The 16,588-nt window shown below is 46.6% G+C and carries 15 protein-coding genes; 6 read left to right on the plus strand and 9 right to left on the minus strand.

The window, feature by feature from the left end:
• Positions 1–146: 146 nt before the first annotated feature.
• Positions 147–623, plus strand: a complete 477-nt coding sequence (locus MHN31_RS01675; RefSeq protein WP_239443281.1) for a phosphoglycerate mutase family protein — start codon at positions 147–149, stop codon at positions 621–623.
• Between the two features lie 576 nt (positions 624–1,199).
• On the opposite strand, the gene MHN31_RS01680 is transcribed toward MHN31_RS01675, so the two are convergent.
• The 5 genes from MHN31_RS01680 to MHN31_RS01700 form a co-directional block, all read right to left on the minus strand.
• Positions 1,200–2,306 (minus strand): hypothetical protein, encoded by a 1,107-nt coding sequence (locus MHN31_RS01680; protein ID WP_239443282.1) that lies wholly within the window; start codon positions 2,304–2,306, stop codon positions 1,200–1,202.
• Positions 2,307–2,395: 89 nt separating this feature from the next.
• Complete coding sequence (locus tag MHN31_RS01685; RefSeq protein WP_239443283.1) at positions 2,396–3,523, minus strand: hypothetical protein; 1,128 nt, start codon at positions 3,521–3,523, stop codon at positions 2,396–2,398.
• 376 nt (positions 3,524–3,899) lie between these two features.
• On the minus strand, positions 3,900–4,271 hold the full coding sequence (locus MHN31_RS01690) for a hypothetical protein (RefSeq protein WP_239443284.1): 372 nt from the start codon (positions 4,269–4,271) through the stop codon (positions 3,900–3,902).
• 181 nt (positions 4,272–4,452) lie between these two features.
• Positions 4,453–4,824: a hypothetical protein gene (locus MHN31_RS01695; RefSeq protein ID WP_239443285.1), complete on the minus strand. Its 372-nt coding sequence runs from the start codon at positions 4,822–4,824 to the stop codon at positions 4,453–4,455.
• Positions 4,825–5,152: 328 nt separating this feature from the next.
• Complete coding sequence (locus MHN31_RS01700; RefSeq protein WP_239443286.1) at positions 5,153–6,592, minus strand: PLP-dependent aminotransferase family protein; 1,440 nt, start codon at positions 6,590–6,592, stop codon at positions 5,153–5,155.
• Positions 6,593–6,721: 129 nt separating this feature from the next.
• Between MHN31_RS01700 and MHN31_RS01705 the strand changes: the two genes are divergently transcribed.
• The gene (locus MHN31_RS01705; RefSeq protein WP_194868582.1) at positions 6,722–7,297 is read left to right on the plus strand and encodes a GNAT family protein; all 576 of its coding nucleotides are present in this window, start codon (positions 6,722–6,724) and stop codon (positions 7,295–7,297) included.
• The gene (locus MHN31_RS01710; RefSeq protein WP_125557479.1) at positions 7,294–7,869 is read left to right on the plus strand and encodes an FMN-binding negative transcriptional regulator; all 576 of its coding nucleotides are present in this window, start codon (positions 7,294–7,296) and stop codon (positions 7,867–7,869) included. The genes MHN31_RS01705 and MHN31_RS01710 overlap by 4 nt, the downstream gene beginning before the upstream one ends.
• On the opposite strand, the gene MHN31_RS01715 is transcribed toward MHN31_RS01710, so the two are convergent.
• Positions 7,853–9,070: a serine hydrolase domain-containing protein gene (locus MHN31_RS01715; protein ID WP_239443287.1), complete on the minus strand. Its 1,218-nt coding sequence runs from the start codon at positions 9,068–9,070 to the stop codon at positions 7,853–7,855. The genes MHN31_RS01710 and MHN31_RS01715 overlap by 17 nt on opposite strands.
• Before the next feature lie 82 nt (positions 9,071–9,152).
• Here MHN31_RS01715 and MHN31_RS01720 point away from each other — a divergent pair, with 82 nt between their 5' ends.
• From MHN31_RS01720 to MHN31_RS01730, 3 genes are read left to right on the plus strand one after another with little or no spacing between them, the layout of a single operon-like run.
• On the plus strand, positions 9,153–9,557 hold the full coding sequence (locus MHN31_RS01720) for a DoxX-like family protein (protein ID WP_239443288.1): 405 nt from the start codon (positions 9,153–9,155) through the stop codon (positions 9,555–9,557).
• Positions 9,557–10,081 carry a GNAT family N-acetyltransferase gene (locus MHN31_RS01725; RefSeq protein ID WP_239443289.1) on the plus strand — a complete coding sequence of 175 codons (525 nt, stop codon included), beginning with the start codon at positions 9,557–9,559 and terminating at the stop codon, positions 10,079–10,081. The genes MHN31_RS01720 and MHN31_RS01725 overlap by 1 nt, the downstream gene beginning before the upstream one ends.
• Positions 10,078–10,482, plus strand: a complete 405-nt coding sequence (locus MHN31_RS01730) for a hypothetical protein (protein WP_125557486.1) — start codon at positions 10,078–10,080, stop codon at positions 10,480–10,482. Before MHN31_RS01725 ends, MHN31_RS01730 begins: the two co-directional genes overlap by 4 nt.
• Positions 10,483–10,564: 82 nt before the next feature.
• On the opposite strand, the gene MHN31_RS01735 is transcribed toward MHN31_RS01730, so the two are convergent.
• The 3 genes from MHN31_RS01735 to MHN31_RS01745 all read right to left on the minus strand — a co-directional run bounded on the left by MHN31_RS01735 (position 10,565) and on the right by MHN31_RS01745 (position 16,577).
• A complete protein-coding gene (locus tag MHN31_RS01735) occupies positions 10,565–13,171 on the minus strand; it encodes a serine hydrolase (RefSeq protein WP_239443290.1) in 2,607 nt (868 codons plus the stop codon).
• 224 nt (positions 13,172–13,395) lie between these two features.
• Positions 13,396–15,924, minus strand: a complete 2,529-nt coding sequence (locus tag MHN31_RS01740) for an FtsX-like permease family protein (protein ID WP_239443291.1) — start codon at positions 15,922–15,924, stop codon at positions 13,396–13,398.
• A complete protein-coding gene (locus MHN31_RS01745) occupies positions 15,915–16,577 on the minus strand; it encodes an ABC transporter ATP-binding protein (RefSeq protein ID WP_239443292.1) in 663 nt (220 codons plus the stop codon). Before MHN31_RS01745 ends, MHN31_RS01740 begins: the two co-directional genes overlap by 10 nt.
• Positions 16,578–16,588 lie beyond the last annotated feature (11 nt).

Below are 16,588 nucleotides of genomic sequence, written 5' to 3' on the forward strand. Positions count from 1 at the left end.
GTCCGCGGACGGAAAAAGTGTCCGCTATTTTGAGCAAAACCGGACAGTTCACCGAAAGCGGACAGGACGACCCTGGCTGGCGTTATTTGCTATTAGGGACAAAATTAGACACACTGTTGGCTTTCGTTTTTAGGATAAGAAATACAATGAAAACCCTACTCCTGATACTGATAACGCTCGCTTCGGTTACTGTCTATGCGCAGCCAGAGCGAATTGTTTTGATGCGCCACGCAGAAAAAATGAAGGGGAAGGATCCTGAACTCACGCCACAGGGCCAACAAAGGGCACAAAGACTCGCCACCTTGCTGGCCCCTTTGAACCCGGACCGTTTATTTTCAACAGATTACAACCGGACAAGGCTGACGCTAGCACCTTTGAGCACCGCGACCTCAGTACCAGTACAATTGTATGACCCACGGGCATTGGCTGACTTTGCTACGCAACTCAAAACCTACTCGGGGACCATTGTGGTTGCGGGTCACAGTAACACCACACCGGAGCTGGTAAAGTTACTGAGCGGACAGACTGTCAGTATTCGCGAGGATGAATTTCATAAGGTGTTTATCGTTAGCTGGGAAGATGGTAAAGCCGTATTGGAAGAGTATCACTCCAACAAGAAATAGCATGTGACAGTCAACAACACCACAAATACTCTGTTGCAAGGCAATGACTAAACACATCAAAGCTGAAAATGCGTGCAAAAAATGACATCGGATCATTCAAAGCCTACTACAAATCTGCGCAATCAGTCAGTAGTATAAGCACTCCTTTTGTACAGACCGCCACTGATTGCGGCATTATTGCCCGAACAAGACGAACTGCATACACCTGCGCTCTTACAGGCTGAACGACACGTTTTATTGGTAATGCTATGTAAGCTTGCTCTAGCATAAAATGTAGTACTTTGCCCGATAAGATTATCATAAGCTCCTTGATATGCAGGCCCGCTTTCAAGCGTTAAATTAACGCCCTTTTATCGTGCAACAGTAAAGAGAATTTGCTAGGCATTCTCACCGATCCCACATATTTAATTTACTGAACTAGTTGGTCTGGCATAGGGAGTTGTTTTGAATTTACGATATTTTCAGCTAATGTCTGCGGTGAAAAATACATCTAAAAGATGTAAAAACCAATCATATAAAAACGCTTCTAAAATGAGCAGACAGGTAAGCAATTCTGCCTGCCATCTGAAAAAGAAACTACCCTGGAGCAAACTCATTGATAATTAGTTTGCCAAATACTTTTTTCTCCTGACTGGCGTCCATACTGATTTCAGCACTTATGCCGCCCGAATTTACCGTATGCTTACTGCCTCGTTTACCCCACATATTGTGCCAGTTGGACTTAAGTGAAGACCCTGAAATACCAGTTGTGATGTAAACACCCGGTGTGGACTTATAGGGCGAGGCAAATAGTGAAGTTAATATGGGGCTATTTTTATCGAGTGGCCGCAACGCAAACACCCCTTCCGCGCCAAAAAACCCTGCTTTCTTACTGGCGTATATCTGTGCAATGTATATCAGGTCTATAATATCGCCGTCATCACTGAATCCTTCATCCACTCCTCTGATAGTGACCTCTTTCGCAGTTACGCCATCGAGAGTAGTACGTGGAAACGTTTCCATTTTTCCAGCATGCATGTGCAAATCGCCTTGCTTAGCTGTAAAGTCGCGGCATATCAAATTAGTAGTAGAATAGTTGGCTATTATGCCCAAGTAGTCCCGCTTAGTGCGAAGTGCATACCACAAAATTAAAGGTGCTAAAATACCGGCGACCAACACAATTACAGCTCCTACCCCTGTTGCTGTGAGGGCCGTTAGTACGGCTGACGCAATACTGACGCCGAGTACTAAGTTTCGCTTTACTTCTTCTGACATAGGGCTACCAACAGCCAACAAATTGATGCTAAGGAATGCATTGGCTACATGATTTTCAGAGAGATTATCTTCATATTGCAGAGCGGCTAATGCAAATTGCTTGGGCTTAACATAGCCGTGGTGAACTTCATAAGCAGAAGATGTTCTGAGAAACTCCATACGTTGTCTGGAGTACATTTCTGGTGGACAGGCATCCCCCAGATTTTTCACCATAACTTCCTGCTGGCTGAGGTCAATTAAATCACTCTCAGCACCTTTGCTTCTGATAATTTGTCGATTGTAATTATTGGATAGCTTTCTGACATAAGCGATGGCAATATCCTGTATAGCCTGCTGCTCGTCAAGATCTTCTTCACAACAATCACAAATTCGATTGCCGAGACCTGCTTCCATATCATTCAAAAGTTGTCGGGAGTCAATATCATACATGGGAGTACGCTCCTGTGTGTTTCTGGCATTTCTGAAAGTTGATATTGCCCAGCTACTAATTAAGAAACCGTTGCCGGGCAATTTGAGTATTACGCGTCAAACTTGCGAATGACCGTCAAACCAATTGGTGTTGACCCTCTGACGCTATCGACTGTTGACTCGGCGTGAATACCATTTTGCTCTATAACTTTACGCGCGCCTCGTGCACGATGCAGACGACTCCAATTATCACTCAACTGACTGCCACGAATATTAGTCTCCAAATTTACACCATTATTGGCGGAATACGGACATGAGAACAGAATGGCTAAATTTGGACTGGATTTCCCTTTCGGCGTTAGTGAAAACATCCCTTCAGCACCGAATAAACCTATTTTTTTCTCGGCAAAGTATGTGCCTGCATAATAAGCTTCCACATCATTACCCTCATCATCAAACGATATAGAGCCCCCCCTAATATTCACCGCATCAGCATTGACCCCATCTTCCTTATCTAGAGGAAAGCTAACTAAAGTACCCGCATACATAAACCGGTCATGGTCAGCACAATTTAAATTGGTTTCAGTTAAGTTGAGTACCACACCATAAAAATTCTTTTCATTAGTAACAATGAAATAAATCAAAATTGCGGCGAGTACTAAGCCAATCGCTACAACCGCCCTTCTTGTTCCAACGGCTTTGACACCTGCCACAATAGCTTTTCTGACCGACTTTGTTTTAACTAACTCGCTGAATGCCTTTTTACTAGCAGCCTCACCAACAGATATCACACCAACCTTATACAATGCATTCGCGGCATCACCAACGGATGCCCCCACTGTATTGACCAAACGCTCATAAGTTTCACGCTTATCAGCAAGATAAAACCCCATCTCCCCAGCACTCATACCGGCCAGAGCCAGAGCATCCGGACCCTCGTATAACTCATTTGGGTTAGCTTCCCCATTTGATTTGAGAGCACGTACTTCCGCTTCAATATCTACCGGACCTTCCCAATCATCAGACGAATCTCGGCCTTCGCCACCTTTATTGTAGTTTGTAAGGACTCTGCGTGTAATTGCCTCTGCAAGTAGGTGCCTTGCTCCCTCTAAACTCAACTTGTCTTTCGACATATCATCAACCAGACGCGCTGCCAAACCTTCCGATAAACCATTGACAAAATCACGCGCAGCAGCTTGCGCTGCAACTAAGTCGGTTTTTTCATACTGTATCGCCATTTCTAAATCCTCCTTTTTTAGTTAAGTAAACCTGTTACTCAGGCCTACACCGGAAACAAAGATAACAACACAAACACTAAAAAGTAACAAAAAAAGAACATATAGAACAAAATAAACACAAGCATTAACCAAGATCAATCATTTACATCGAGATGGATAACGAAAATTCACAGAGCAGGAGAAAAGATAAATGTGACGAAACTTCTACGCCTACGTACGCGCCAATTTTACGAATAGGGAAAGTTGGTAAACTGAATAGTCGTCTTTGGGCAAAAATCGGCTAAAAACGGTAGCAAGGTGAACATTAAAGAGTAAAACGGCTGCTGTAATGTGAGTAAATGATTCGGGGCCAGAGGCCCCGATTCTAGAGTAGAATTTAATGACCTGTTTCGTAGTATGCACTGGCAGTCTTGGTGCGCTCCCAGGTACCATCTTTGTACAGGATCAATGCCGAAGCGGACGTGTTGCTGTATGCACGGATTGTGACATTACAACTAGTGCCTCCAGAACAACGGGCATCTCCACTCCAGCTCACTTCTTCGATAGGTTTAGTGACATTTTTCAGGTAAAAACGTCCACCCGTAGAGCTGCCGAACGAGAAATCAATACCTGAGCAGTTTGCTGTGCCGTTACCCCAACTGTGGCCGCCACTTTTAGGGTATACATCGCACACCAGTTGTGCAGAGAATGCAGAGCCCGCAAAGAATGTTCCCGCTACCAGGGCAAACGCTTTTATTGTTGTTTTCATTGATATATTCCTTATTTATACCAATTTGCTTAATTAAGTGGTCTATTTTGAGGCGAGAAAATAGGGTCGATAACAAGGCAAAAATTTTGCTATTTAGTTGTTCTAAATGAGAAATTTTTAACACTGTTAGCGTCCTATTTTCGGTGCAAACCGCATAAGTGCGACAATGTCAGGCAATACCCTAGTGACCTGTTTCGTAAAACGCGCTTGCAGTGTTAGTTCTTTCCCAGGTGCCATCTTTGTATAGGATCAGTGCTGATGCTTTATTGCTGGTGTACGCACGAATCGTTGCGTTGCAGCTAGTTCCACCGGTGCATTGCGCATCGCCTTCCCAACGTACTTCCTGAATAGACTTAGTAACGTCTTTCAGATAATAACGACCATTGGTTGTTCTACCGAATGAGTAGTCAAAGCCTGAACAGTTAGCCGTGCCATTACCCCAGCTGCTGCCATTGGATTTAGGGTAAACGTCACATACAACCTGTGCAGAGAAGGCAGAACCAGCAAACAGTGTACCGGCTACGATCGCGAAAGCTTTTATTGTTGTCTTCATAGTTATTATCCTTATCATTATTGTGAACCAGTTGATATTCAAATGAAACACCAAGTGCAACATTCGTTAATAAAGCTAGCCTCCTTAACGCGCATAAGTCAACATTCGAAAAAACAAAAGACACAATAAAAACAAAAAAGTTACACTTTGGTTATAATTTTACTCATCTATTGCAGACGTGCTAATGCTTAGGATTGCAGGAATTATTTTTCTTCAAACCTCTGTTTAGAATGAATATATTAGTCACAATACGAATACTCGAACGTCCCAGCCAGTGACCCGAACCTGAAATCTAAATGCCAGCGATGTAACGTACATCATCCGGCATTCAAAGTAACGAGATGATGCGCAACAGACCTGCTCGCATTTTTTCTTCATTTTGCCCGGCAAAACCAAGACGAATATAAGTGTAATGTTGTTGTGGAAATCGCCAGAATTCGGCTTCAGTTTGAACATAAACCCCCAGCTCTGCAGCACGGGCGCTCAAACCAGATACATCCTGGTGCGTATTGACCCAAAATGCCATGCCTCCATCTGGTACGGTAAAGGTCAATGAATACCCAGACTGCTGATAGCGTCTGAGTTCAGACGCCAACGCATCACATCGAGCCTGATAACGCTTGGTCATACGCCTTAAATGACGCTCAAACTCGCCGGTGGCCATCCAGTTTGCTAAAGCCAATTGTAATAGGATGTCATTTTTGTGATTCATCAGCTGCTTAAGTGTAATCAGTTCATTCAGTACATCCTCTCTGGCAACCAGGTAGCCCATTCTGGCGCCGGCAAACATGATTTTTGAAAACGTAGAGACATAAATCACAATCCCATGAGGATCACTTGCAGCCATTGGCTGCAAAGGAGGACAGCGATAATGAAATTCATGGTCATAATCATCTTCAATAATAAACACACCGTATTCTGCGCAAAGCTGATATATCGCCATACGACGTCCAACGGATAAGGTCACCATGGTTGGGTACTGGTGCAATGGCGTTAAGTACAGCAGCTTAATTCGATTCTGTTCGAAGCAGGCACGCAGGCTGTCTACACTCAGCCCTTCTTTATCCTGAGCGATGCCATACAGTGTCGCACCGCATGCCTCAAACGCCCGATGCGCTGGCGGGTAACCCAATGATTCCACCGCCACCCCCTCATTGCTTCTGATAAAGGCTTTGGCAATTAAAAACAATGCCTCCTGAGAGCCATTGCACACCAGTAGGTCATCGCACTCCAAAGCACGAGCACGACGCAAGTAATGCCGAAGCTGAAGCTTCAAAGCAGGTTCACCACTACAATGTTCGTAGTGTAATTGCGCGGCATTCACTACTCGACAGGCCTGGCTCAAATTACGACGAAACTCATCGTAAGGGAACTCCATAAGATCAGCCAGGCCGCCAGAAAAATTATACTCATACTGGGTATTTTCTCTGTCACTGGGCTCCCCCTCAGACAAGGATAACGCAAAATCAGCTTTTATATCTCTGGCCGGTGCACTGGGCCTTATAGTGTGTTGACTGGACTCAATCGGCAATGCCTGATTAACCCTGTATCCGCGTCTTTGCTCTGAACACAGCCAGCCCTGAGCCACCAGATTTTGCAATGCGGTCATCACAGTATGACGATTAATACCATATAACTCAGCAAGCTTTCTGGCTGACGGCAGCGGATCGTTTGGTCGTAAATGTCCTTGTTTAATTGCGACACAGATCTGTTCCGCCAGCTGAATATGTTTAGGTGAACCCTGATCCAAAGGGTGGCCGGTTAACATGTTTTCCCTCCCGACCAGCTCCGAAGTAACGCCACTGGTCTAATCAAAAATAACATTCTGGTTGTTTATAACCTACCAGAAAACACTAAGCTGATCCTAATTCGAACACTGTTATTGGAGTAAAGACCTATGTTGAATCAAATTACGCTGGGATCAGACAAAGTACGACTAGAGCCACTCTCTCGCGAACATCTGCCACATTTGCGTCGCTTTGGAGAGCAAAAGGCACTATGGACCTGGGTGCTGGACAATTACTGCCAATCAACTGAAAAGCTCGTTTACTGGTTTGAACATACCGCACAGTTTAACCCCGATGTTCAATTACCGCTGGTGATCATCGACACACGCAGCAATGAGGTGGCTGGCAGTACCCGTTTATTCAGATTGCACAAGGCTAACCTTAGCGCTGAAATAGGCCATACCTTTATTGGGGAGCAATGGCAACGTAGCCACATTAATACCCATGCAAAATATCTGTTGCTAAAACATGCTTTTGAAACACTGGGTCTGGTACGTGTACAACTACGTACGCACGAACACAATCAGACATCGCGCTCGGCGATTACCCGTCTGGGTGCACAGTTTGAAGGAATAATACTCAAAGATCAGCGTGTCGCACCTGATGCCTTTCGTAACACCGCCCAGTTTGCGATCACAGATGACATGTGGCCTGACGTAAAAAGTAAACTGGAGGGCTGGCTATGAGTTATCCACGCAACGCCTTTTCAGAGCAAAATACCGAACGTCTTTGGCAATTGATAGATGAACACCCTCTGGCAACCTTGGTTATCCCAAACTCTGACACCCCTTTTGTCCACATGTCTTTGAGTTTGAACCATGAAAAAACCCACTTGTTAGGGCATGCAAATCCAGCGAACCCGCTTACGCAACTGGATAAAGCCCATCTACAGGTGTTGTTCAGAGGGCCGGATGCATATTTATCTCCCAGTGAGGTAAAAGGCCTGCCGCTACCAACCTGGGATTACGCCACAGCGCATATTCGAGGACAACTCACACAAATCACAAATCCAGAGGAGAAGCGCTCAGCATTGCACCAGCAGCTAAAACAATTTGAGTCGCCCGTTAACCCCTGGGATATGTCAGTGCTTAGTGACAATCAAATCACAAAATTATTTTCGCAGCTGTTTTTTTTCAAAATTAAAATTGAGTCAATCACAGGCACATTTAAGCTAAGCCAGAATAAAAGTGACGAAACCCGGCAGCGCATAGCGCACCTGCTGGAAACCCAGGGGAATCCACTTAGTCGCTATTATTAGCGGTAAAACGTGCGATCAGTGCCTGAGTCAGCGCAATAACCGGTTCATCACACTCATCCTGAGCACCGCAATTGGCGATCAACCCGATCGCCACGTCTTGCTCAGCCAGATAAACACTTTGTGTAATATAACCAAACTCATTGCCGCCATGATGATATAAAACGCCGTCTTTATGCTTTTCAACCATCACCCCTAAACCATAATACAACGCCCCATCCATAAAGCTCGGCAACCAACGGGCCGTATGCAGAGACTCTTCGCCGACCATATTACGATAAATGCGTTCATTAACAGGCTGCGTTTTAACAAGGATGGCTTTAAGTAGCTTGGCCATGTCCCTTGCACTTGCTGCAATCGGCGCATCTGCTAATGCCGTATTCACAATCAGCTGTTTAGTGTTGTATCGCTGCCGGTATGGCAGCACAAAATCAGGCTCATCCATATTGAAAAAATAGCCAGATGCAACGTCATCAGCCGCACTGTCATGCCCTTTAACAAAGGTTTCAGTTAAACCTAGCGGCTCAAGCACATGCTCGTGCAGTAGCCGACCAAGAGGCTGTTTTAACTTGTTTTCGATCACCATACCTGCCAGTACATAGCCGGAATTTGAATAGGCAAAACCCTCACCCGGTTCAAAATAAGGTGACTGATCCAGAACAAACTGCAGTGCAAACCGGTTGCCTTTACGATGCACTTTGTCTGCAAGTTGCGCCCGAATAAAATCCAGCTCTCCCACATCATTGTATTCAACTATCCCTGCGCTGTGATTAAGCAGCTGACGCAATGTCATGAATTCAAGATGCTGAATGCGACCTGCCATATCTTCGGGTACCCAGGGCAATACGGGCTCATCGAGACTAAGTAACTGTTTATCGTCCAGTATGGCCGCCAGCAAACCAACCAGCTTTTTTCCTGCACTCCCATTAGGGATCCGGCTCTCGCCCGTCATCGTACTCAATGTATCCAGATCTGCATACCCTGCGCTGGCAGCATACCCCCCATTCGGCGTTTCAACATAAACGCTCACGCCAGGAATAAAGTCCGATACTAAACCCACAAGCAAATGATCCACGTATTGCTGTAAGTCACTGCCAGTATCCTCTACTTTGACAGGCTCCGCCGGCTGACCCCTGCTACAACCACTGGCTAACAGAAGAAAAAAGACAAGCCAGACGCCGATTTGTAACTTTTTAATATCCACTTGAATCGCTTCCTGCGCAGTAATGTTGGTACAAACTACTTTAAATTTCGTTACAAATACATACACTGGGTAATATATCTATATGAATCTTATAACGTTACTACCAATGCCGATTACTCAGTTAGCGCGTTTAGCAATCACTTTCGCCTGGTTTTATCACGGTTTAGTTCCAAAATTACTTCACATTGCACCACTGGAGTGGCAAATATCTTCCAGTCTGGGCCTGGAAGGCGATTTAACACACCTGCTGATACACTCTGCAGGCATCGGAGAAATAATCTGGGCCTTTGTGTTTTTTATCTGGTATCAAATACCTACTATTATCTATCTGAATATAATCGCATTAATTGGTTTACTACTGGCAGTTGCTGTTCTGCAACCTGTAATTCTTTTTGAAGCATTTAACCCGGTAACCACCAACCTGTCCCTGATTGTGCTAAGCGTGTTGTTATTACCCAACAATCAGTTAAAGCGGGATAAGCGCTGATGAATAAAAATAACGAACTCCCCCTGCTTATCCGCAGTGCAACAGCACAGGACTGTCAGAATTTGGCCCAGCTGTCTGCTGAGGTTTGGCTGGACACTTACGCCACGGACGGGCTCCAAACAGAGTACCTTGAATACGTGAACAGCACTTTCACTGTGTCTTATTTTCAGTCATTGCTCAGACAGCCAGATCACCGGCTACTTATTGGTACAAAAGGCGGTTTGTTACAAGGCTTTGTCCTGCTTAACCTGGCCAGCAGCTATCAGACACCACACAATGGCTACGAAATCGACAAGCTCTATGTGCATAAGTCTTGTCAGGGCACAGGTGTAGGACGTGCCTTGCTACAGCACACAGCAAGGCAATTTGGCACGCCTATGTGGCTTTACACCTGGACTGAAAACGCAGCAAACCAGTTTTACCGACGGCTTGGTGCAAAACAAATTGGTACACTCAGTTTTGAAGCATTTGGCAATACAATCAATAACAACGTCTATAAAATCACCACAGGAAACTTGTTATGAAATACACACTCCTCATTATCTTTTTCGCACTGTTAAGCGGTTGTCAGAGCACCACACCCGAGCCCGGTATTCAAGGAGAGGCTGCATTTACTGCAAACGATCCTGAATATGGCTATACCACCCATAAGCCTGTCAAACTTGGGGGCTTTTTACGTGGTTCTAAGTATGAAGGCAGTCATATAGAGTATTTTCAGAGCCTGACTGGCCCCAATGGTGAGCCTGTGCAGGTAAAACGACTTGGCAGCTGCTGTCCGTTTGAAGATCAGTCTATGCCATTTGGCGGTGGTATGTTGGATAAGTATCAGCTCAGTTATCCGGGTCAGAAAAAACCGGTGATCATTTATGTCAACCTGTATCAGTTTGAAGCGCCAAAAGCACCGCAAGGGTTTACCCTGTTGTAGCAATAAGGAAGGCATAGGCCCTCCTTATTCGTGTATCACTATTGTGCGTTATACCAATTTACTTAATTAAGTAAAACGGTTACTACTCCTCATGTGCAACACCGGCACGATAAAACGCTGCCAGGTGGGTCTGTAAACGCAGCATGTTTGAGCCATCTCCATAGTGACCGTCTTCAGCATTCGACAGTGCCACAATCCCCGTTTTGGTATAGGGGTTGTAGGTCATGATAGTATGGGTGCCCGGATCTCCCCCGTCATGGCCCACAAATGGACCTTGCCAAAACCAAAAGAGCCCTTGTGTATCCATCCAGTAGGTTGGTACGTCTGTTTGTACAGACAGCATAGTTGCAACACTTTGCTCACTCAACACCCTGACATTATCCAGTGTACCGCCCTGACTGATAGCAATTAACAAACGAGCCAGGTCATGAGCAGACGAATTCAGATCTCCGTCAAAGAAAGTCGGATAGCTGAACTCAGGCACGTATCGTGCGACCCCTTCACTGTCTATGGTATATTGCGGCGTTTTCGGGTTGTCTTCTGACAACTGAGTGTGATCCCAATGGGTATTGCTCATCCCCAAAGGCGCAAATAAGTTTTGCTTCATCTGCTCCACCAGACTGATATCGAGCAGATGTTCGACAGCATACCCCGCCAGACCAGCACCGACATTGCTGTAACTATGAATGCTGCCCGCAGGCACACTCCCTTCACCAATATAGACATCGTCCGTGAAGTACTCCCCACCTGGCAGTAAATATGCCTGATAGAACTCAGTAGCATCCGTCAGTGTAGTTTCTTCACATAACTCATGTCCGCCCTGCGCATACAAAGACAGGTTGGTGCCGTGGATGTAGTAGCTGCAATTGTATAGCTGTGTATCACTGATACCTGAAGTATGCGTTACTAAGTGGCGTAGAGTGATATCACGTTCTGCATTCGGGTGCGTCAGCTCAAACGGCAAGTTCATTTGCGCCAGCGGCGTATCCAAGCTAAGCAGACCTTGCTCTATTAACTGCATGAAACCTGTTCCCATCACCGCTTTACTGGTTGAGCCTACATTCATTGGCGCATGAACTGTCATAGGCTGATTGGTCTCTAAATTTGCGATCCCGTAGCCTTTTTCGAAAATGATCTGACCATCTTTAATGACCGCCACAGCAACCCCTGGAATGTCCATGTCCGCTATTTCCTGCGTAAACGCCTGGTCAACTGAGGTTAAATCGAAACCCCGGCTGGGCGTTGCCCCCAATGCCTGAATGGCATAATCGAGCACGTTATCAGACGACCATTCAACTTCTTTTGTCGTGTAAACGGGTACTGCGAGATCAGGCGCCACTCCGGCGACTTCAAGCACCTGATTATTGAGATCGGAATAGGTTTGGTGGCTCAACGAGCCGGTCCATCCATTTGGCAGTGTAAAATCCAATGCATCAGATACAGCGCCGTTTGTTGCCCCGCCGACTAGCGTTACATGCTCTAAAGATTTGAGGGTTTGAGTTAATACTTCGCCTGCGCTGTAAGCCAACTCACCGGTCAGCACATAAACGGGTTTAGTATAAGCCTGGTCCGGCGCAGCTTTAAGCGTTAAAGTCTGCTTCTCCTGCTGATAATCGCCATTGAGGATTTGCTTGTATGCCACCGTCCGCTCTTTATCATTAAAAAACCGTGCGATTTCTAATGACACACCATCGAATCCGCCATCGTTAACCCGCAGGTCAATGATGATGCCATCGCTGTCAGCCAGGTCTTTCATCACTTCGCGCATTAACGTTTGGGTGTCTTCGATATCTTGCTTTGCCTGTGGAATGACGTCAAAGAAATTGTCTACTTCAGTTTCTTCACTGGCCAGCATCGCGGCCTCACGATCTATACGAATATAGCCCAGATTACCATCCAGCCTGCCCCAGCCTAGCGCATTGCTGTTTTCATATCGGGTTAGTTTTTTATCCAACACATACAAATTCGTTATTTCAGCGAATGTACTTAATTGGTTATTGTAGGCCTGATCCATGTGCGCCTCCCAGTCGTCTCCATGGCGTTGCTGCATAAGCCAGGCTAAATCTTCATACAACTCTGTCGCGCCTTCTCCTGAGATCTCAAAGCGCTTGTCATCAGTCAGTGATACATGTGTATCATCGAAGTCTTCAAGCATAGCTTCAAACACCTTGGCAAGTTGCTCTGGCGTCGTATCAGCATTTATATGTGGCCGATATGCGGAATATGCCGCTTGCCAGTCTATTTCCCTGAGTTCAAAAAACGCATAATAGTCATTAAATGTGTGCCAGAAGTACTCAAAGTTGGTTATGGGGTCGTCACCGCTGAGGCGTTGCTTCGGTTTGCACTGCTCACGCATTTCTGATTGTTTTGTGAACACCCAGTCATTCGTCGCATGCGTGGTCAGCGTCAGGGTACTTTTGTCGCTTTTAAGATATTCATCCAGGTTATCCAGATCTTTGTATGGGTGCGTCTCAATCAGTACACATCCATGGTTGTTGTACTGAAAACGCCGTAAATTATCTGTATCAAACTGCCACAGATTACCCGTGCCCTGTTGCACCCACACACCCCGATGCTTAGCAAGCACATGGTCATCATTACTATTACCGCAACCAGCCATGAGTAAAGCTGCACTCACTACGCTCAGAGGCTTCCACCCCGTCATTCTCTTACCCATCAAGTCAAGCATACCTTCGTCCTTTTCCATTTGATTGTCTTCCAGCCCAGACAACCCGGGCTGGTCCTTATGAGGAGACTTAAGGCTAGATGAATGCCTTGGTCGATTCTGTAGAATGCTTATTCAAGGTTGTTTAACCCTGTAGCGAACTGTCAATATGTGTACCTAAATGTGGGGCTTCCCCTGGTTTGCTTGCACTTTTTCACCCTTCGTTCACCTTTTTGTCATAGCCGCGGTTAGCCCCCTTCATTCAGCAGTTTCATAGCGCTGCTGCGCAATTGTTTACGACTGAGTAAAATACCACTGATTGCGACCACCAGCGCAATAGCGAGCGCCTCGGCAAGCATTAGTATCAGGCTGCCCTGGTAAGACATGGCCAAATTCTGTTTATAAAATGCATCTATAAAGCTGTAGATTGCACCAACGGCGCATAAAGCGGGGATCAAGGTCACCGTTAGCCACTCAAACAAGAGGATCTTCAGACCTTGTATTGGTGACAACCCAAAGCTCAGCAGCAGTCCATTGCGGATCTGGTCTTTTTTCATATGGGTCTGGATAGCTGCTACCATCAGCAAATTGCTGAGCAACACAATAAAAGCAGCGTAACTCATCACCAGTGTGATTAATGCCTGTACCTGTGCACGGATTTTCTCTAACAACGCATCCACAGTGACGAGGCGCAATTGAGGGTGTGCACGCCACAACTCGCCGATTGCCGCTACGCCCTGCGCATTCAGCTCAATACTGCCCATATGATAAACGGGCTCTGCGGAACTGGGGGGGCTGCTTTGCTGTAACACAAACCAGAATGTCACTGAGCTGCTACCTGGTTTATGCCGATGAACGGCAGCGACAGTGACTTCAACAGGTTCACTACCAACGACGAGCTGAACCGTATCACCCATTGAGAGCGCTAAATCTTCAAATACCTCCTGGTCGACAGATACGCCAGTCTGGGCAGATACAGCGGGCCATCCTCCCTGTGTGATCCGAACATTGTCGGGCGTTTGCGCTTGCCAGTGTAGGTTTACAGGCTGCTCCAAACGACGCAGCGTGTCACTAGGCTGAACATCCCGATTTAATATTGCTATACCGTTGATATGCGTTACTTGCGCCAACTGAAAGGGCTTCATCTCTTTAATGTGGCCCTGATAACGACCTACAAAAGATTCTAGCGCCGCTTTTTGCTCATCATTTGCGCGGCTGACAAACACATTACCCTGATTCTGATAGAGATACTGTGACAGCATGTTGGTCACATCTCTCCCCATGTTGATGCACAACAGCAATAAGGTGACGCTCAGACCCAGTGCAGTGATCTGTACTAGCTTAACCGACATGCGCTTGCGTAACAGCAACAGACTAAACCTGGACAACACCCAGGAATTTGGCAACAAATAACCACCAAACCTGAGCACCAGCCAGGTGACGAAAAGCACCAGCAAAACACACACTCCTAGTCCACTTAGCAACATGCCACTAAGCAACCAGTTGTCGGTATAATTAACCACCAGGGCCGCCAGCAGACCCACAGGACTTAGCATGGCCAGCCAACGCCAGCGCTTAGGCTCGGTACGTTGCTCCAGAAGCAAACGAATGTCCCCCTGCAGCAAAGACAGCCACACAGGTAACGCGATGAAAACATACACAACCGTGGCCAAGGCGCAGGCAGCCAGTAAATCTTGCCACTGCCATTGCAGGCTAAACCCGTCAATATATGCCTGCGCGATATGGCTGACCCCATAGCTTGCCAGTAACGACAAGATGAGCGCTGGTAACAAACTCAGCATTAAGATCATCGCGCCCGCCATAACTGCCAGCACTGGTAACATGCGCCGTGACATGCCGCAGGCCAGTAAAACAGATACGCTTCTCTTAAGTGGCTGAATTTGTACCTGGCTACACAACCACAGGATCAATACACTCAATAATACGATGATCAAACTCAGTAGCCCGAGAAAATTCTGCACCCGCTCCCAGACCTTTGCGAGTGGGTAGTTATTGAGAGACTTGCTAATTATCTGCGCGGTAGGAGAGCCTGATTGAAATCGGACAATTTCCGCTTCAGGCAAGCGAGAGTGCAACATCAATGCTCTGCTTAAATATGGAGTGAGTTGTTCAATCTGTAAACTGGCGTCAGATACCATGGCGCGCATATCGCTACCAAAACCTTCCAATATTCGGTCTGGCTCAAGCTGCAACAGTGCAGAGACACGTAATTGCCTGCCACCCAGCATGATGGTATCACCCAATTCAACCGCCAGTGCCACTGCCAGCCTGGGTTCCAGCCAGATTTCTCCATGTGATGGCCCCTGCTGAACACGCTGTGCATTGAGCCCTTTGCTCAGACTAATATGAATGTCGCCCTGAGGCGGATAATGGCTATCAACGGCTTTAAGGAGCACAGGCTGATGATGCGACTGATGACTCAGAGTAACGCGGTATTGAGACTGTAAACTGTAAGCTTCACTATGAGCCCGCACCCAGGCCAACTCTGACTCCTGCCAGGCTCGTCGTACCGTCACTTGTGTATCAGCACCTAAGGTAGCCTGAAGATTGTGAGCCAAAAACCGCTCTACCCCTTGACCCAATAAACTGCTGAGCAACAAATAGAAAAACAAAATACTCAGGGCCCCTAACGTGAGCCAGTATTTGCCTTGCATAACCTGCCGCCAAAGCACCAGGGCAAATGTAAACACAGCATATCCGGGCGCGACTTTTTGCTGACCTGCTGAGTAACTTGCTGCTGCCCGCTCTAATGACATAACACCAGCCTCCCGTGACTGAGGCGAAATGCCTTATCTACCCGCTTTGCTAGAGCCATATCGTGCGTTACCAGCAGCAAAGAGGTGCCGCTTTGCCTGGCGCCGCTCAGCATCAAATCAATCACTTGCTCTGCGGTGGTTTCATCCAGATTGCCGGTGGGTTCATCCGCAAACAGCACCTGTGGTCTGACACACAAGGCACGGGCAATGGCCACTCTTTGTTGCTCACCGCCACTTAACTGAGTCACGTTATGCGTAAGCCGCTGCTCCAGCCCCATTTGCGTCAGCCAGTGTGTTGCTTGCTGAGCAGCATCACGATGACCTCTGAGCTGCAAAGGCAGTGCCACATTCTCAAGGGCATTGAGCTCTGGTAATAGATGAAACTGTTGAAATACAAAGCCGCTGTGCGCGAGTATTTCGGTGGTATTCAGCGCCTGATTTTTAGCGTGGTAAGATACTTGTCCGGACTGAACGGGTGTCAGGCCAGCTAATAAGGATAGCAAGGTTGACTTGCCACACCCTGAAGCCCCCACAATTGCAATGTGCTCACCGGCTTCAATGCGCAACGACAGACCATCTAATAATGCCAACGATGTGCCATTGTGAAGATTTATAGTGTGATTAAGGTCACTAACCTCGAGTGACAGAGCCATATCTGGATCCC

Origin of the sequence: Pseudoalteromonas sp. McH1-42, assembly GCF_022347845.1 — a bacterium.
GTDB lineage: Bacteria > Pseudomonadota > Gammaproteobacteria > Enterobacterales > Alteromonadaceae > Pseudoalteromonas > Pseudoalteromonas rubra_D.